Below are 17,248 nucleotides of genomic sequence, written 5' to 3' on the forward strand. Positions count from 1 at the left end.
ACCCTTAGACCTGCGGACAAGCAGCCCTGCGGACAAGGCAGCAAGGCAACCAAGGCAACACGGACACGGGTTCGACGAGGAGCGGTCACAGTGCAGCGCTGGCGTGGCTTGGAGGACATCCCCCAGGACTGGGGGCGCAGCGTCGTCACCATCGGCTCCTACGACGGAGTCCACCGGGGCCACCAGCTCATCATCGAGCACGCCGTGAACCGCGCCCGCGAGCTGGGCGTTCCCGCCGTGGTCGTCACCTTCGACCCGCATCCCAGCGAGGTCGTCCGCCCCGGCAGCCACCCGCCGCTGCTGGCCCCGCACCACCGCCGCGCCGAGCTGATGGCGGACCTGGGCGTGGACGCGTGTCTGGTGCTCCCGTTCACCACCGAGTTCTCCCGGCTGTCCCCGGCCGACTTCGTCGTCAAGGTGCTGGTCGACCGGCTGCACGCCAAGGCGGTCGTCGAGGGCCCGAACTTCCGCTTCGGCCACAAGGCGGCCGGCGACGTCGACTTCCTCGCCGAGCAGGGCAAGCTGCACGACTTCGAGGTCGAGGTCGTCGACCTGTACGTCACCGGGTCGGCCGGCGGCGGCGAGCCGTTCTCCTCGACCCTGACCCGCCGCCTGGTCGCCGAGGGCGACGTCGACGGCGCCCGCGAGATCCTGGGCCGCCCGCACCGCGTCGAAGGCGTTGTCGTCCGCGGCGCCCAGCGCGGCCGCGAGCTGGGTTTCCCCACCGCCAACGTCGAGACGCTCCCGCACACCGCGATCCCCGCGGACGGTGTCTACGCCGGCTGTCTGCACGCCCAGGGCGAGGCGATGCCGGCCGCGATCTCCGTGGGCACCAACCCGCAGTTCGACGGCACCGAGCGCACCGTCGAGGCGTACGCCATCGACCGCGTCGGCCTCGATCTGTACGGCCTGCACGTCGCCGTCGACTTCCTGGCCTTCGTGCGCGGCCAGGCCAAGTTCGACTCGCTGGAGGCCCTGCTGGAGACGATGGCCGAGGACGTCGAGAAGTGCCGCGAGATCATCGCGGCGGACGAACGACAGCAGCCGCAACCGAACTGACCGCCCGGGCCCCGCCACCGACAGGGCCCGGCCTCGGCAGGACAGGGCCTGCCCCGGCGCAGGGAAGGCCCCGCCACCGGCACCGGGAAGGCCCCGCCTCCGTCCCCGCCCGGGCCCAGCCCCGGCCGGACAAAGCGCGCCCCGGCTCCGGGAAGCCCCGCCACCCTCCGCGTGAAGGCCCGGCCCAGCACCGGGGAGCCCCGCCACCGCCCCCGACAGGGCCCAGCCCTCGCGGGGCGAAGCCCGCCCCGGCGCCGACACAGCCGGGCCTCCGGCCACGAGACGGCCCGGCCCCGTCACTCGGCCCCGCCTCTCACGGCGAAGGCGCCACCGTCTCCGTCTCCGTCTCCGCTCCCGTCCTCGTCCGTGAACGGGCCCAGTGGCAGGCCACCTGGGCCGTGCCGCCGCCGGTGAGGATCCCCGGGTCCTGGCCGCGGCAGGCGTCGGCGACACCGGCCCGTTCGGCCTCTCCGCCCGCCAGGACCTGGCAGCGGGCGTGGAAGCGGCAGCCCCCGGGAATCCGCGACGGGTCGGGCGGTTCGCCGGTGAGGACCACCGGGTCGCCCGGGGCCTCGGGCAGCACCGACAGCAGGGCCCGCGTGTACGGGTGCCGGGGCGCGGTGAGCACCTGCTCCACCTCGCCCGTCTCCACGATCCGCCCCAGGTACATCACCGCGACCCGGTCGGCGATGTTCCAGGCCAGGCCCAGGTCATGGGTGACCACCAGCGCCGAGAGACCGAGTTCGGTGCGCAGCCGCAGCAGCAGCGCCAGGATCTCGCCGCGCACCGACGCGTCCAGGGAGGCCACCGGCTCGTCGGCGACCAGCAGTTCGGGTTCCAGCACCAGCGCGCCCGCGATCACCACCCGCTGGCGCTGGCCGCCGGACAGCTCGTGCGGGTAGCGCAGGAAGAACCGTTCCGGCGGGCGCAGCCCGGCCCGCGCCAGGGCCCCGGCGACCGCCGCCCGCTCGTCGCCGCCGTACCCGTGGATGCGCAGCCCCTCGGCGACGGCGTCGTACACCGTGTGCCGCGGGTTGAGCGATCCGCTCGGGTCCTGGAGGACCAGCTGCACGCGCTTGCGGTACGTCTTCAGCGCGCGCGAGGAGTAGTCGAGCGGCGTGCCGCCGAACCGGACCCGGCCCGCGGTCGGCGGGACCAGGCCCAGCAGGGAGCGGGCCAGCGTCGTCTTGCCGCAGCCCGACTCGCCGACCAGCGCCACGATCTCGCCGGGCCGGATGTCGAGGTCCACCCCGTCCACGGCCCGGGCCGGCGGCGCGCCGTTGCGCCCGGGGAACGTGATGTGCAGGCCCTCCACGGCCAGCAGCGGTGGCGTGCTCGTCATGCGGTGCCGCTCCTCACTTCTGCCTCCTGCCCGGCCGCCGGCGGCGTCCCGCCGGCCACGTGCACGCACGCCGCCCGCCGGTCCGTCCCCGCCGCCCGCAGCACCTGGTCCTCGGTGGCGCACAGGTCCAGCGCGACCGGGCAGCGCGGATGGAACGCGCACCCGGGCGGCACCGCCGCCGGGTCCGGCGGATCACCGGGCAGCCCGCGCGGAGCGAACCGCGACGCCGTGTCGCCGATGCGCGGGAACGCCTCCGACAGGGCCCTGCCGTAGGGGTGGCGGGCGTCGTCGTAGACCTGCCGGGCCGGGCCCTCCTCCACCACCCGGCCCGCGTACATCACCGCGAGCCGGTCGCAGGTGTCGGCGAGGACGGCCAGATCGTGGCTGATCATGATCAGGCCCACGTCCTGCTCGCTCACCAGTTCCTCGATCAGGCGCAGGATCTGGGCCTGGATCATCACGTCCAGCGCGGTGGTGGGCTCGTCCGCGACGATCAGCCGCGGATCGCAGGCCAGCGCCATCGCGATCATCACGCGCTGCCGCTGCCCGCCGGACAGCTCGTGCGGGTAGGCGCTCGCCCGAGCCGCCGGCAGGCCCACCTGCTCCAGCAGCTCCCCGGCCCGCTTCCGCGCGCCCGCGGCGGTCGCCTTCCGGTGCAGCAGGATCGGTTCGGCGATCTGGTCGCCGACCCGGTGCACGGCGTTGAGGGAGTGCATCGCGCCCTGGAAGACGATGGACGCGCCCGCCCAGCGCACCGCCCGCACCCGCCCCCACTTCATCTTGAGCACGTCCTCGCCGTCCAGCAGGATCTCCCCGCCGACGCGCGCCCCGGCCGGCAGCAGCCGCAGCAGCGCCAGCGCCAGCGTGGACTTGCCGCACCCGGACTCCCCGGCGACGCCGAGCTTCTCGCCCGCCGCCAGCGACAGGTCGACCCCGCGCACGGCGGCGGCCCCGCCCGGATAGGTCACGTGCAGGTCCCGTACGTCGAGCAGACTCAACGCGACACCCCCAGCCTGGGGTTGAGAACGGACTCGACCGCACGCCCGCACAGCGTGAACGCCAGCGCGACGACCGCGATCGCGATGCCCGGCGGCACCAGGTACCACCAGTCGCCGGAGCTGACCGCCCCCGCCTCCCGCGCGTCCTGGAGCAGCCCGCCCCAGGAGACGACCGTCGGGTCGCCGAGCCCGAGGAAGGCGAGCGTCGCCTCGGCCAGGATCGCGGAGGAGATGATCAGCGTGGTCTGGGCGAGGATCAGCGGCATCACGTTCGGCAGCACGTGCCGGGACATGATGTGCCAGTGCCCGCCGCCCAGCGCCTTGGCGCGCTCGATGTACGGCCGCGACTCCACCGCCAGCGTCTGCGCCCGCACCAGGCGCGCGGTGGTCGGCCAGGTGGTCACGCCGATGGCCAGGACCACCGTGCCGAGCGAACGCGACAGCACGGTGGCGAGCGCGATGGCGAGCACCAGCGTCGGCATCACCAGGAACCAGTCGGTGACCCGCATCAGCACCGTGGCGTACCAGCCGCGGAAGTGGCCGGCGGTGATCCCGATGACCGCGCCGATCGCCACCGACAGCACCGCCGCCAGCAGTCCCACCAGCAGCGAGACCCGCGATCCCCAGATCACCAGGCCCAGGAGGTCGCGCCCGAACTGGTCGGTGCCCAGCGGGAAGTGGCCGCTCGGGCTCTGCAGGGGCTGCCCCGGCGCGTCGGTCACGCTCGCCACGTCCGACCCGACGGTCAGCGGCGCGGTCAGCGCGACCAGCGCGAACAGCAGCAGCGCGGCCAGCCCGACGACACCGGCGCGGTGCCTGCGGTACTCGCGCCAGAAGCGGGCGGCGGAGGCCCGCCGTCGCTGCCGGGCCAGGGCGCGCGGGCCCGGCGTCGCCGCCCCGGCCCGGGTGGTCTCGGCACTCGTCATCGGCCCACCCTCGGATCGAGCAGCGGATACAGGAGGTCGGCGAGGGTGTTCATCACGATCACCGCCGCGGCGAAGACGAAGAACAGCCCCTGCACCAGCGGCAGGTCGGGCACGCTCAGCGCCTGGTAGAACAGTCCGCCGAGCCCCGGCCAGGAGAAGACCGTCTCGACGAGGATGACGCCCGCGACGGTCCGGCCGAGGTTGACGAAGATCAGCGTCACGGTCGGCAGCAGCGCGTTGGGCACGGCGTGCCGGCGCCGGACCAGGTCGTCCCGCAGCCCCTTGGCCCGCGCGGTCGTCAGATAGTCGCCGCCCATCTCGTCCAGCAGCGCCGACCGGGTGACCAGCAGCGTCTGCCCGTACTCCACCGCGACCAGCGTCACCACCGGCAGGACCAGATGGTGGACGACGTCCACGGCGTACGCGAGGCCCTCCTTGCCGCCCGACTCCATACCCCCGGTCGGGAACAGCCCCGGGATCGGGCCCGCGCCCACCGACAGCACGATGATGAGCAGCAGCCCCAGCCAGAACGACGGGATGGAGTACAGCGTCAGCGCGAGACCGGTGTTGAGCCGGTCGCCGAGCCCGCCGTGCCGCCACGCGGAGCGGGTGCCGAGGAAGATGCCCAGGGCCGTGTAGAGGACGAACGCCGTGCCGGTGAGCAGCAGGGTGTTCGGCAGCGCCTCGGTGATCTTGTCGGTGACCGGCACGTGGAACTGGTACGAGGTCCCCAGGTCCCCGGTGAGTGCCTTGCCGCAGTACTGCGTGAACTGCCGCCACATCGGCAGGTCGAGACCGAACTCCCGCCGGTAGGCGGCGATCTGCTGGGCGGAGACCGGGCGGCCCCCGGTCATGAACTTCACCGGGTCGCCCGGGATCAGCCGGAACAGGAAGAAACTCGTGACGAGCACGGCCAGCAGCGAGGCGGCCGCACCGCCCAGCTTGCCGGCGACGTAACGGGCGTAGGCGGCGCCGGGGCGCGCCCGGCGGGTGCGCCCCGCGGCCGCCGCCGGCCCGGGACCGTCCGGGCCGGCGACGGCCGTGCCCAGGGCCGGCGAGGGTGTCGCTTCAGCGGTCATCGGTGCGTGTCCCTACTCGCGGTCTTCCGCGGTGGCCCGGCGGCGCACCGCGAAGAGCACCGCGAGCCCGCCGAGGACGACGACCCCGGCGACGATGCCGATCACGACCCCGGTGGACGTGCCGCCGCCGGAGGAACCGTCGGAGTCGGCCGGCACCGCCGACCACCAGCTCCAGTAGCCGTCCTGGCCGTAGATGTTGCCCGCCGCGGACGGCATGGTGGTGATCGACTTGATCTGGTCCGTGCGGTAGGCCTCGACCGCGTTCGGATAGGCCATGACGTTCATGTACCCCAGGTCGTACAGCCGCGACTCCATCCGCTTGACGATGTCCGCCCGTTTGGCGGGGTCGTACTCGGCGAGCTGCTGGGCGTAGAGCTGGTCGTACGTCTTGTCGCAGATGAAGTTGTCGGTGGCCCCGGTGTCCTTCGGGGTCTGCGGGCGGGCCGCGCAGGTGTGGATGGAGAGCACGAAGTCGGGGTCGGGGTTGACCGACCAGCCGTCGAAGGCGAGGTCGTACTTGCCCGCCAGCCACGGGTCGGTCACGTTGTCCAGGCAGTCGAGGCTGACGCCGATGCCCAGCTTGCCCCACCACTCCTGGAGGTACTTGCCGACCGCCTTGTCGTTCGGGTCGGTGGCGTGGCACAGGACGCGGTAGTCCAGCGGCTTGCCGTCCTTGCCGACGCGCTTGCCGTCGGCGTTCTTCTTGTAGCCCGCCTGGTCGAGGAGCTGTCCGGCCTTCACCGGGTCGTACGCCAGCTCCTGACCGGCCGACGGCTGCCAGTAGTACGAGGGGAACCGCGGCGGGACGTACCCCTGGCCCTCGACGGCGTGGCCCTGGAAGACCTTGTCCACGATCGTCTTGCGGTCCACCGCCATGAACAGCGCGTGCCGCACCCGCTCGTCGCGCAGCGACGGGTCGCCGTCGCCGAACTTCGTGCCGTCCTTCGCCTGCGCGCCCGGGTTGGTGGCCAGCGCGTAGAAGCGACGGCCGGGGCCCTCGTTGACGTGGATGTCCTTGTCGCCCTTGAGGGAGGCGGCCTGGGCGGGGGTGAGCGACGGTGAGCCGGCCACGAAGGAGACCTCGCCCTTGCGCAGGGCGGCGACGGCGGCGTCCTGGTCCTTGTAGTAACGGAACACCAGTTCGTCGAACTTGGGCGCGCCCCGCCAGAAGTCCTTGTTGGCCTTCAGCTTCACATAGCTGTCCGGCTTGTAGTCGGTGAGCACGAACGGCCCGTTCCCGACGATCGGGAAGCTCTTGTCGTTGTTGAACTTCGAGAAGTCCTGGACCTTCTCCCACACGTGCTTGGGCACGATCGGCACGTCGAGCGCGGTCATGGTGGCCTGCGGCTTCTTCAGCCGGATCACCAGCTTGGTGGGGCTCGGCGCGGTGACCTGCGCGAAGTTGCCTACGAAGCTGCCGTTGGCGGTGGCGGCGCCCTGGTCGGTCATCATCTTGTTGAACGTCCAGGCCGCGTCCTCGGCGGTGGCCTGCTGCCCGTCCGACCACTTGGAGTCGGTGCGGATCGTGTACGTCCAGGTCAGCTTGTCCGGCGACGACTCCCACTTGGTGGCCAGGCCCGGGACGGCGTGGGCGTCCTTGGGGTCGTAGTTCGTCAGGTACTCGTACATCAGCCGGCCGACGCTCGTGCTGAGCAGCCGAACCGCCAGGAACGGGCTGAGCGAGTCGACGCTCTGCGCGACGGCCACGGTGAGCACCTTGTCGCCGTGCCCGTCCTCGGCCGCGCCGGCCTGCTGCGCGGCCGACGCCGCCGGGGTCGCGAGGCCGGACGCGAGGAGGAGCGCGGCGGCGCCCGCGGCGGCGAGCAACCGCGTCCTCCTCGGGCGTGGGCCGGTGCGTCCTCTGCCGTGCTGATCTTGTGTGTTCATGGCTCGGTGACCTCGCGTCATCGCACGCGCGGGACGGTGTGCGTCCCTCGCGCTGCGGGCTTCGAACAGGGGCGGGCTTCGAACAGATGTGAACAGGCCGAAACGGAACGGACGGGAAGCGAACGGGCTGGAAGGAGCTTGATCGAGTGGCGCCGACTGGAATGAAGTGAGTGTCTATCAGCGGCAGTCTGCGCGCGTCAACGGTTCGTCAAACCCCATGTGGCCTGCGGAAACAACGAGTTGACCACGATGTTGCTCCCATTGGTCGAGACCACTGACGCCTTCCTGGTGAGGGCCTGGCGGCGAGAATCGGCCGGTCCCGCCCGCGAACGCGCGAAGGCCCGCGCCGTCGGGGACGACGCGGGCCTGGAACACCCCGGGACCGCCGCCGGGCGGGCGGCGGTCCGGTGCCTTCTGGCTGCTGCTTCCGCTGCTGCTACTGCTGCTGCGGGGGAGGGGGCGGCGGGGTCTGGCCGCCCTGGGCGGGCTGCGGCGGATAGGGCTGCCCGGGCTGTCCTGGCTGTCCTGGCTGACCGGGCTGTCCGAGGTCGCCGGGCTGCGGGGCGTACGGCTGCTCGGGCTGCTGGCCGCCCTGCTGCGGGGGCAGCGGCTGGGCCGGGAACTGGCCCGGGGCCGGCGGCCGGCCGGGGTAGGACAAGTTGGGGTACGGCTGGCCCTGGCCGGCGGGCACGGGCTGCGGGGGGTAGGGGTGCTGTCCCGGTCCCGGCTGCGGCTGTCCCGGCTGCTGCTGGGGCGGCTGGCCGGGGTGGGCGTACGGCTGGGGCTGTGCCTGGGGCGCGTACTGGCCCGGGGCGGGCGGCTGCCCGGGGTGCCCCGGCTGTCCGGGGTAAGGCGACTGGCCGGGCTGATCGGGCATGGGCTGGCCGGGTACGGGTTGCCCGGGCTGACCGGGGTAGGGCTGCCCACCCGGATGGGCCTGCCCGGGCCGGCCGGGGTAGGGCTGCTGGCCGGGGTACGGCTGTCCCGGCATCGGCTGGCCCGGCATCGGCGGGGCCGCCACCGGGGGCGGGTTGCCGTCCGAGGTCCACAGCCCGTGCGCCTGCTGGTGCCGGACGAAGTCCTCGGCCACCAGCGCCGCCAGGTTGAAGTACGCCTCGCGCACCTTCGGCCGCATCATGTCGAGGTTGACCTCGGCGCCCGCCGCCAGGTGCTCGTCGAACGGCACCACGACGACCCCGCGGCAACGCGTCTCGAAGTGGGCGACGATGTCCTCCACCTTGATCATCTTGCCGGTCTCGCGCACCCCGGAGATCACGGTGAGCGAGCGGGAGACGAGGTCGGCGTACCCGTGCGCGGACAGCCAGTCCAGCGTCGTACTGGCGCTGGACGCACCGTCCACGGAGGGCGTGGAGATGATGATCAACTGGTCGGCGAGGTCCAGCACCCCGCGCATGGCGCTGTAGAGCAGACCGGTGCCGGAGTCGGTGAGGATGATCGGGTACTGGTTGCCCAGTACGTCGATCGCGCGCCGGTAGTCCTCGTCGTTGAACGTCGTGGACACGGCCGGGTCGACGTCGTTGGCGATGATCTCCAGACCGGAGGGCGCCTGCGACGTGAACCGCCGGATGTCCATGTACGAGTTGAGGTACGGGATCGCCTGGACGAGGTCGCGGATGGTGGCCCCGGTCTCCCGGCGCACCCGGCGGCCCAGCGTGCCGGCGTCCGGGTTGGCGTCGATGGCGAGGATCTTGTCCTGCCGCTCCGTCGCCAGCGTGGAACCGAGCGCGGTCGTGGTCGTCGTCTTGCCGACGCCGCCCTTGAGGCTGATGACCGCGATCCGGTAGCACGACAGCACCGGCGTGCGGATCAGCTCCAGCTTGCGCTGCCGCTCGGCCTCCTCCTTCTTGGCGCCGATCCGGAAGCGGGACCCGGCCGCCGCAGGACGGGTGCTGCGGGCCTTCTGCCTCTTGTTGTTGAGCAGCCGGTCGGAGGACAGCTCCACGGCCGCCGTGTAACCGAGCGGCGCGGCAGCCGGGTTGGTCGGCTGCCGCTGGTCGTGCTGTATCGGCTGCGGCCAGGCGGTGCCGGTGCGCGGATCCACGGGCTGCTGCGGGGGCTGCTGCGCCCATCCCTGGGGCTGCGCGGGGGGCTGCGCGGCCTGAGCCGCGGCCTGCTGGGGGGTGCCCTGCCGGGCCGCGGCCGCGGGGTCCGTCGAGTCGGGGCGCGGGGCTCCGTCCGGCTGAGCCTGCGGCTGTCCGAGCTGTCCCTGCGGAGCGGCCTGTCCCTGCTGTGCGGGCGGGAAGCCGTGACCGCCGGGCTGCGCGGGCGGGTTGGGCGCGCCCGGTGCCTGCGGTGCGGCGCTCGTGGGCTGCGGGAATCCGTAACCGTTCTGGGCGCCCGGGACAGGAGCGCCGGTCTGCGGGAAGCCGTAACCACTCTGCGCCGGGTTCGGCGGCGTCGGCTGCGCCGCGCCGGGCCCGGCGGCAGGCGCGGCCGTGGGCTGCGGGAATCCGTAACCGGCCGGAGGCGCCGGGGGAGCGGGCACCACGCCCTGCTGCGGCGCGGCGGGTGCCCCGGGTACGCCCGGCATGCCCGGGGCACCGGGCGTACCTGGCGTGTGCCAGGCGGTCGGCGCGGGCTGCGGGGCCTGCGGCTGGAAGGGAGGCTGCTGATAGGGCGCCGACGGCTGACCCGGCTGACCCGGCTGACCCGGCGGTTGGGGCTGGGCGGGCCACTGGGCGGCGGAGGCCGGAGCGGCGGGCTGGTAGGACGGCGGGAGCGGCGGAACCGCGTCCTGCGGCACCGGCGGCGGCCCCCACCCCTGCGGAGTCCCCTGTGCGGCTCCCTCGGCGCCCGCGCTCGCGGCGGCCGCCGGGGGGACGGCGTCCCGCACGTCGTCCACGGGCTGCCCGGCCTCCTGAGAGGAGGCGTCCGTGCCCTCACCGCCGATGTCGACACCGGCGTCGACACCGTGGGCCGACTCGGCCGTGACGCCCCGTACGGCGTCGCCGGGCTCGGCGGCCGCGGCGTCCCCGGGAGCGCCCTCCGCGCCCGGAGCGGAACCGGCACCGGGCTGGTCCTCGGCGTCACTCGTCACGTCCGCGGAGGCGCTGTGATCACTGTCCTCGTCGGCGTCGGCGTCGGCAGCCGCGGGGCTTCCTGTCCCGGTTGCGGCCTCGGAGTCCGCGGCAGCGGACTCGGCGTCGGCGGCCGTCACCGCGTCGTCCGTCCGGCCGTCCTCGGCTCCGGAGGATTCCTCGTCTGCGGAGGCCGGAGCCGCCGGAGCCTCGTCCTCCGTGACCGGAGCCGTGCCGCCGTCCACGGCCGCCTCGCCGCTTCCGTCACCGCCGCCGGCCGTCGCGGCCGTGGGAACGCCCTCGGGGTCGCCTCCGCTCTCGGGGGAGGCTTCACCGTCCTGTGCGCCGTGCGGCGTGGACGGGACGTCACCCGAGGGGGAGTCGATCCCCTTGGCGGCGTCGCGCTCCGCGAACTCGCGCTTCAGCGCCGCCGCGGAGATCCGCATCGTCGCGCCGCTGACGAGGTCGCCGTTCCCGGCGGGCTCGGCATCCGGAGCGAGGGAGGAGACGGCGGGCGCCGCCGGCGGAGCGGGGGGCGCGGGGGGCGCGGGCGTCCAGGCGGGCTGGAAGCCGCTGCCCGGCGGCGGGTCGGGAAGCTGGACCGGCGGGCCGACCGGCGGGGGCGGCGGGGGAGTCGCCGGCGCGGCCGGGGCGGCCGGTGCCGCCTGCGGGGAATCGCCGGACGCGTCCGCCGAGTTCTGCGTGTACCAGGCCGGCGGGGCGTAGTCGATGGTGAACTCGCCCGTCGCCTCGACGGAGGACGCCGCGTCGGGTTGGTCGTCGCCGGGCGTGGCCCAGCCCCCGCGGATCCCGTCCCGATCGCTGTTCACAGTTCCTCCTGGTGTGGTCGAGCACCCTCATGCCGTGCTGGGGCGACCGTTCGTGTCCAATCGGGGTCGGTCGGAAGCGGTCACCGGTGGTACGGAACCGATCCGGTCCGCCCGGCCTCCCCCGGGGCGCCGACGGCTCAGCCGCGGGTCCTGATGTGGCGCCCGGTCCCAGCCTAATCACCACAGGCACGCTCACGTCAGGCCCGTCCAGCCCTCCGCGCCCGTACCCGGCGCGCCGGCCGGCTTCCGGCGCACCCGCCCGCACACCCGACAACCGGTCAAAACCGGACGAGACATCGTCATCCGGCCGCTCGCCCACCGCACCGAAACACTCGCCCGCCGCACCGAAACAGCGGCCGGGACCGAAGCGGCGGCCGTGGCCGAAACAGCGGTCGTGCCCGAAGCGTCGGCCGGGACCGAAACAGCGGTCGTGCCGGAAGCGTCGGCCGCGAAGTCGCCGTCACCCGCCGCCGGTCGACACCGGCGCGGTTCAGTCCATCCGGCGGGGTGTGCCCAGCAGACCGATCTCGGCGTCGGTGGGCTGCGTCATCACGTACTGCCGGTCGCGGTCGGCGCACCAGAGGGTGACACCGTCGGGAAGAGTGGGCAGCGACTCGATGTCCGTCCGCGGCAACGCCATGGTGCGGCCCAGCTCGGTGGCCTCGTCCGGCGAGATCCGCTGCACGCCGACGAGCCGCGCCTGCCGGATCAGCCGGGGCGCCACCGGACTCAGGTACGGCAGCAGCGTCACCACGGACTGCCAGGGACCGGAGACCACCCGGCCGCGCGGCGGCCGCATACCGCAGTCGCGCACCACCAGCACCGGCGTGCCCGCCGACGCGCCCTGCGGAGGCACCCGGCCCACCTCGTACACGGCCAGGCCGTTCTGCCCGCCGCCCATGGCGTGCACCATCTGCATCCACGCCGGGGCGCGACCCGTCTCCACGGCGACCCGCGCCCCGGTGGCCGCGGCCCGCAGGGCCAGCACCTGCGCGGTCCACAGACTGCCGATGAGCACGACGTCGTACGGCGTCGGCCGGTTGAGCCCCAGAACGGCCGGCTGCCCCTCGGTGTCCACACCGACGACGACGCCGTCGTCGCCGATGGGCAGCGCGAGCGAGTCCACCTGCTCCGCGGACAGCGCGTGCCGCGCGTGCCGCGGGCCGATCAGCCCGAGGCCGCTGCGCAGCCGGTCGCGCACCCGCGCGGCCGCGGACGGCCCGGCGGCGGCCGGGGAACCGGCCGTCTGTGCGGTGGTGACGGTCATCGGGCACCTCCCAGGGGCAGCGTGGCCAGCATGCCCGGCGTCTGCTCCCGGTCGAGCCGGGTCAGGCCCGCGCCCACCTGCCGTGCGACGTCCTCCAACGCCCGCCTGGCCGACACGAGTTCGTCGTCACTGCGGCCGGTCACCCGCAGGTGCCCGCACAGCGCCGTCTCCTGCCGGTCCGCCCGCGACAACGTCAGACTGAACGTGGTGGCCAGTGCGGGGACACTGGTCAGCTGCGCCACCGTCTGGGCCAACGACGCTCCGTGACCGCCCAGTCGGGGCCAGCGGCGGATCCAGTACGTGGTGTGCCGGCGGTTGTCGCAACGCCAGCTGCGCCCGGACTCCTCGGTCCGCCGCTCCCGCGCCTCGGTCCGGCCGGCCTCCGCCGTCACCAGCGGGTTGGCGCAGGCCGAGGTGGCCAGGGCCGCGGTCAGCTCCTCCTCGTTGAGCACGGTGGCGCGGAACCCGGCGCCCGTCAGCCGGCTGGAGAGGTGGTCGGCCACGCGCGCCAGGCACTTCTGCGCGCCCTGAAGGCCACCGCCCCGCGCCGCCACCGCCTCCCGGCACAGCTCCGGGTCGAGCTTCAGCGCGATCCAGGTGATGCGCACCGCCGGAGCGCCGGTCTGCGCCTGAAGGGGCGCGTAGTTCGTCACGGCCACCGAGTGCTGCGGCAGGTGCAGGGCGGGCGCGGGCTGGGTGTGCAGCACGATCTGGGCCGACTCCAGCCGGATACCGTCCACTTCCAGCGCGTCCCGCACCAGGGCCACCGGCAGTGGCTGCCGGCCGCGCTCGGCGCGCAGCGCGGCGACATCGGCCTCCACCTGCAGCAGCGCGCTGACGAAGGTGCCGTCCCCGATCATTCCGACCGGGCGCCGGTCGCGGGCGCCGTAGGAGTGGGTCCGCAGCGTGGGGTCGCACTCCAGGACGGGCGCCAGGCCCGGCTCGGTGCCCTGCGGCGCCGGAGTGCTCGCCGCCCGCCGTCTGCGGGCGCGCAGCGCGAGCAGCGTGCCCAGCCACTCCGGCAGGGTGCGGCCACGGCGTCGTACGAAGGCCAGCGCCACCAGTGCGACGGCGACCACGCCCGCCGCGACCAGTGCGATCGTGTCGATGGCCCATCCGCACAGCACCAGCGCGACGGCCAGTTCCAGCAGGACGAGCCGCTGCCGGGCGGAGGCGCCGCCGCTGCCCGGACGGGCCGTCAGGCGCGGTGCGGGAGAGCCCGTCGAGCGCGTCGCGGAACGGGGCGCGCGGGAGCCCGACCGCCTTCCGTCGCCCGATCGTGACCCCGATTGCGATCGCGACCGGGCCCGTGCTGCGGAAGCCATCACTGCAAAACCCCCGAACTCTCCCGAAAACCCTCGTGCACGGCCCCTTCCGGGCCCCAGCACCCTACCCGTGCCGCGGGCGGTGCGCCGCAACAGGCATAGTAGGGGCCGGTGCTGACAGCCGAGGCACCAGAGGCAGTCCGGGGGACGGGCACGGAGCGCGCGGTTTCTCCACATCCCCTCCACAGCTCTGCACGGGGAGAGAGCGGAACAGATGGCATCACGGCGGGACGAACTCAACGCCTACACCTTCGCGAAGCGCCGCATGCTCGCGTCCTTCCTGCGGCCCTCCGCGTCGGGCTCGGAGGAGGGCGCCCCCAAGCCCCTGGGCGCGGTGGTGCCCGGCGTCGTCGTCGGAGCCGTCGTCCTCGCCGTGTTCGGCGGCATCGGCATGTTCAGCCCCACCGCACCCAAGGGCTGGGACACCCCCGGCGAACACGTCATCGTCGCCAGCAAGTCGACGACGCGGTACGTGGTGCTGAAGACGGGCAAGCAGGTCCAGCTGCACCCGGTCCTGAACATGGCGTCGGCCAGGCTCCTGCTCGACCCGGACAAGGACAGCGTCATCACCGTCGACGAGAAGGTGCTCGACAGCGGCAAGCCCCCGCACGGCGCCACCATCGGCATCCCGTACGCCCCCGACCGGCTGCCCGCCCCCGAGGAGGCCGGCGCCGCCAAGCGCTGGGCGGTGTGCGAACGCCCCGGCGCCGGCGGCCGCGCCATCCAGAAGGCGGCGTTCGTCCTGGCGAAGAAGGAGTGGTCCAAGGTCGAGGGCGGCGACCGGATGTCCGGCGGCGACCTGATGTACGTGGTCGCCCCCGACGGCAAGACCCAGTACGTCGTCGACGCGAACGGTTACCGGTACCGGCTGGCCGACCCGGACAAGGAGCTCCTCAAGGCCCTCGACACCCAGGGCCGCGCACCGCAGCGCGTCTCGCAGGAGTGGCTCGCGACCCTCCACAAGGGCGACGACATCGCCGTCCCGCACATCGACGGCGAGCCGGGCGCCAAGGCCGGCGCCTTCAGCGGACTGGAGCAGTACGACCAGTACGACAAGATCGGCATGGTCATCAAGGCGTACGACGGCCGGCGCATGCAGTACTACGTGGTGCTGCGCGGCCACGTGGCCCGGATCTCGGAGTTCACCGCCACCCTGCTGCTCAACAGCCGCCAGCTCGTCGGCGTCCTCCAGGCCGGCGAGGCACAGCAGGTCAGCCCCGGCGCGGTCACCGACAGCACCACCTTCCAGGGGGACAAGACCTGGCCCGCGTACAAGCCGAAGACGGTCAACGACGGCGCCGGCGCCGCCACCGGACGCAACACGGTCTGCAACGTGCTCCGCTCGGTCGACGCACACGGGAAGACCACCCTGTCCACCTGGGTGGGCACGGACTTCCCCGCCGACCTGCCCACCGGCTCCTCCAGCGCCTACGTCACCGCCGGCTCCGGCCTGCTCTTCCGCCAGTTCCAGGGCACCGAGACGCAGGCGGGCGGGGTCTTCCTGGTGACCGACACGGGCCTGCGCTACGCCCTGCAGTCCAACAGCGACAGCGCCACCGACGACAAGGGCATCGGCACCTCCGCCCAGCAGCGCAAGGAAGCGCTCAACGAGGCCAAGATCGCCCAGACCAGGCTCGGTTACGCCAAGACCGGTCCCACCCCCGTGCCCATGGAGTGGTCGACGTTCCTGCCGACCGGACCGCGCCTCTCGGAAGCCGCGGCCCGCCAGCCGCAGGGCTCGTAGCCGCCGGAGGAGACGCAGTCATGCTCAAGGCACACGCACGCCGCCGCGCGGGCGCCCTCGCCCGGACCGCGGCCGTCGCCGCGGCCACCGCCCTCACCGCGGCGACCTCGGTACTCGCCCTGCCCGCCACCGCCGCCCACGCCGACGAGGGCCAGTGCACCTTCCCGTCGAAGCCCTACACCGGCCGGCCCTGGGCGCTGCAGCGCGTCAACCTCGACGAACTGTGGGCGCGGTCCACCGGCAAGAACGTCCGGGTCGCCGTGATCGACACGGGCGTCGACGTCAAGAACCCCCAGCTCAAGCAGGCGGTCGACGCGTCGAAGGGCATGAACAACCTGCCCCCGAAGAACTCCGAGGGCGAGAAGATCGAGCGCGGGAACGCCCACGGCACCACGGACACCGTGGGCCACGGCACCCGCGTCGCCGGCATCATCGCGGCCCGCCCCGCCAAGGGCACCGGCTTCGTCGGCCTGGCCCCCGACGCCACGATCATCCCGATCAAGCAGAACGACGCGGAGGGCGACGGCACCGCCAAGACCCTCGCGGCCGCCATCAGGTACGCGGTCGGCGCCGGGGCCGGCGTCATCAACATCTCCCAGGACACGGCGAACGCCGTACGCCCGGACTCCGAGCTCGAACAGGCCGTCGACTACGCCCTCGCCCACCAGGTCGTGGTCGTCGCCTCGGCCGGCAACGACGGCCTCGGCGGCAACGTCCAGATCACCTACCCGGCGTCCTACGAGGGCGTTCTCGCGGTCGCCGCCTCCGACCGCAACAACGAGCGCGCCGCCTTCTCCCAGTCCGGCGAGTTCGTCGGCGTGGCGGCCCCCGGCGTGGACATGATCTCGACCGTCCCCGGCGGCGGCCACTGCTCCGACAACGGAACCAGTTTCTCCGCGCCCTACGTGGCCGCGGTGGCCGCCCTCCTGAAGTCCGCGCACCCCGGCTGGACGGCCCGCGAGATCGTCGCCCAGATCGAGCAGACGGCGGAGCGCTCCATCCCCGGTCACGACCGCCTGGTCGGCTGGGGCGTGGTCGACCCGGTCAGGGCCCTCACCGACGTCGACCCCTCCCACCCGGTCCAGACCCCCCGACCCGAAGGCGGCGTCACCCGAGCCGAAGCCCCCACCGTCACCCCCCTCCACTTCGGCGAGACCCCCACCGAACGAGACCAACGCCTCGGCACCTACGTCGCGATCGGCGCCCTCGTCCTGGTCGCGGGCCTGAGCGGCACGGCGGTCGCGGTACGGGACGCACGCCGGCGTCGGGCAAGGGTGAGCGGAACGCCGTAGACCCGTCCTCAAGGGCGGTGCCTCATGACGACGATGGCGACCACCAGCTTCGTCCCGTCCGCCGTCCTGGTGGCGATGGCCTGCGTCAGAGCCTCCCATGTGCGTGCCTGGCGCACCTGGATCAAGCCAGGCGTCGCCGCGCTCCCGCCGTACGACCCGGGTCACCTGCAGCTTTTCCCGCTTTCCACGGCAGCGGTGTAGGCAGCGATCAGCTTCTTCACGGTGGCTGCGTCGTCGACGTCCTTCGCATAGACGTCGATCACTGCGTAGAGCGTGTGCTCGGCGTGGTCCGGGCTGGTGCAGTTCTTCACTCGTCCCACTGCGCCCGTGCCCGAGGAAAGGTAGAGGCCACTGTCTGTCGGCTTCGCTCTGTCAAGCCTCGGGTGGGCGTCGGCCACGTCGGCGAGGCTGTCTGTGTCCTCCCATGACTGGCCATCAACGCGATCTCGCCGTCGACAACG

At 73.5% G+C, this 17,248-nt stretch carries 12 protein-coding genes; 3 read left to right on the forward strand and 9 right to left on the reverse strand.

Features of this window, described 5'->3' with window-relative positions:
- The first annotated feature begins 90 nt into the window (after positions 1-90).
- The gene (locus ACH5A8_RS34090; RefSeq protein ID WP_399007867.1) at positions 91-1,059 is read left to right on the forward strand and encodes a bifunctional riboflavin kinase/FAD synthetase; all 969 of its coding nucleotides are present in this window, start codon (positions 91-93) and stop codon (positions 1,057-1,059) included.
- Positions 1,060-1,372: 313 nt separating this feature from the next.
- Here the strand turns inward: ACH5A8_RS34090 and ACH5A8_RS34095 are convergent, their stop codons facing one another.
- The 8 genes from ACH5A8_RS34095 to eccE all read right to left on the reverse strand — a co-directional run bounded on the left by ACH5A8_RS34095 (position 1,373) and on the right by eccE (position 13,751).
- Positions 1,373-2,401 (reverse strand): ABC transporter ATP-binding protein, encoded by a 1,029-nt coding sequence (locus ACH5A8_RS34095; protein ID WP_399007868.1) that lies wholly within the window; start codon positions 2,399-2,401, stop codon positions 1,373-1,375.
- Positions 2,398-3,399, reverse strand: a complete 1,002-nt coding sequence (locus ACH5A8_RS34100; protein ID WP_399007869.1) for an ABC transporter ATP-binding protein — start codon at positions 3,397-3,399, stop codon at positions 2,398-2,400. The genes ACH5A8_RS34095 and ACH5A8_RS34100 overlap by 4 nt, the downstream gene beginning before the upstream one ends.
- Positions 3,396-4,325: an ABC transporter permease gene (locus tag ACH5A8_RS34105; RefSeq protein WP_399007870.1), complete on the reverse strand. Its 930-nt coding sequence runs from the start codon at positions 4,323-4,325 to the stop codon at positions 3,396-3,398. The genes ACH5A8_RS34100 and ACH5A8_RS34105 overlap by 4 nt, the downstream gene beginning before the upstream one ends.
- Positions 4,322-5,404, reverse strand: a complete 1,083-nt coding sequence (locus tag ACH5A8_RS34110; RefSeq protein WP_399007871.1) for an ABC transporter permease — start codon at positions 5,402-5,404, stop codon at positions 4,322-4,324. The genes ACH5A8_RS34105 and ACH5A8_RS34110 overlap by 4 nt, the downstream gene beginning before the upstream one ends.
- A gap of 12 nt (positions 5,405-5,416) precedes the next feature.
- Positions 5,417-7,291, reverse strand: coding sequence for an ABC transporter substrate-binding protein (locus ACH5A8_RS34115; RefSeq protein WP_399007872.1), 1,875 nt, complete (start codon positions 7,289-7,291; stop codon positions 5,417-5,419).
- A gap of 436 nt (positions 7,292-7,727) precedes the next feature.
- A complete protein-coding gene (locus ACH5A8_RS34120) occupies positions 7,728-11,159 on the reverse strand; it encodes an SCO5717 family growth-regulating ATPase (protein ID WP_399007873.1) in 3,432 nt (1,143 codons plus the stop codon).
- A gap of 490 nt (positions 11,160-11,649) precedes the next feature.
- Positions 11,650-12,426, reverse strand: a complete 777-nt coding sequence (locus ACH5A8_RS34125) for a hypothetical protein (RefSeq protein ID WP_399007874.1) — start codon at positions 12,424-12,426, stop codon at positions 11,650-11,652.
- Entirely contained in the window at positions 12,423-13,751 is a 1,329-nt protein-coding gene (gene eccE, locus ACH5A8_RS34130) for a type VII secretion protein EccE (RefSeq protein ID WP_399007875.1), read from the reverse strand. Before eccE ends, ACH5A8_RS34125 begins: the two co-directional genes overlap by 4 nt.
- 214 nt (positions 13,752-13,965) lie before the next feature.
- Between eccE and eccB the strand changes: the two genes are divergently transcribed.
- Both eccB and mycP read left to right on the forward strand, forming a co-directional pair.
- Positions 13,966-15,495 carry a type VII secretion protein EccB gene (eccB, locus tag ACH5A8_RS34135; RefSeq protein ID WP_399007876.1) on the forward strand — a complete coding sequence of 510 codons (1,530 nt, stop codon included), beginning with the start codon at positions 13,966-13,968 and terminating at the stop codon, positions 15,493-15,495.
- Positions 15,496-15,515: 20 nt separating this feature from the next.
- Positions 15,516-16,787, forward strand: a complete 1,272-nt coding sequence (mycP, locus tag ACH5A8_RS34140) for a type VII secretion-associated serine protease mycosin (protein ID WP_399007877.1) — start codon at positions 15,516-15,518, stop codon at positions 16,785-16,787.
- Positions 16,788-16,948: 161 nt separating this feature from the next.
- Here the strand turns inward: mycP and ACH5A8_RS34145 are convergent, their stop codons facing one another.
- Complete coding sequence (locus tag ACH5A8_RS34145) at positions 16,949-17,185, reverse strand: hypothetical protein (protein ID WP_399007878.1); 237 nt, start codon at positions 17,183-17,185, stop codon at positions 16,949-16,951.
- Positions 17,186-17,248: the final 63 nt, after the last annotated feature.

It is taken from the genome of Streptomyces sp. NPDC018610 (genome assembly GCF_044391765.1).
Lineage (GTDB): Bacteria > Actinomycetota > Actinomycetes > Streptomycetales > Streptomycetaceae > Streptomyces.

What these genes read in the sequence shown, in the direction of transcription:
- eccB (WP_399007876.1), top strand. Translation starts at nt 13,966, where the DNA reads ATGGCATCACGGCGGGACGAACTCAACGCCTACACCTTCGCGAAGCGC.
- ACH5A8_RS34115 (WP_399007872.1), bottom strand. Translation starts at nt 7,291, where the DNA reads ATGAACACACAAGATCAGCACGGCAGAGGACGCACCGGCCCACGCCCG.
- ACH5A8_RS34095 (WP_399007868.1), bottom strand. Translation starts at nt 2,401, where the DNA reads ATGACGAGCACGCCACCGCTGCTGGCCGTGGAGGGCCTGCACATCACG.
- ACH5A8_RS34110 (WP_399007871.1), bottom strand. Translation starts at nt 5,404, where the DNA reads ATGACCGCTGAAGCGACACCCTCGCCGGCCCTGGGCACGGCCGTCGCC.
- ACH5A8_RS34125 (WP_399007874.1), bottom strand. Translation starts at nt 12,426, where the DNA reads ATGACCGTCACCACCGCACAGACGGCCGGTTCCCCGGCCGCCGCCGGG.
- eccE (WP_399007875.1), bottom strand. Translation starts at nt 13,751, where the DNA reads ATGGCTTCCGCAGCACGGGCCCGGTCGCGATCGCAATCGGGGTCACGA.
- ACH5A8_RS34105 (WP_399007870.1), bottom strand. Translation starts at nt 4,325, where the DNA reads ATGACGAGTGCCGAGACCACCCGGGCCGGGGCGGCGACGCCGGGCCCG.
- mycP (WP_399007877.1), top strand. Translation starts at nt 15,516, where the DNA reads ATGCTCAAGGCACACGCACGCCGCCGCGCGGGCGCCCTCGCCCGGACC.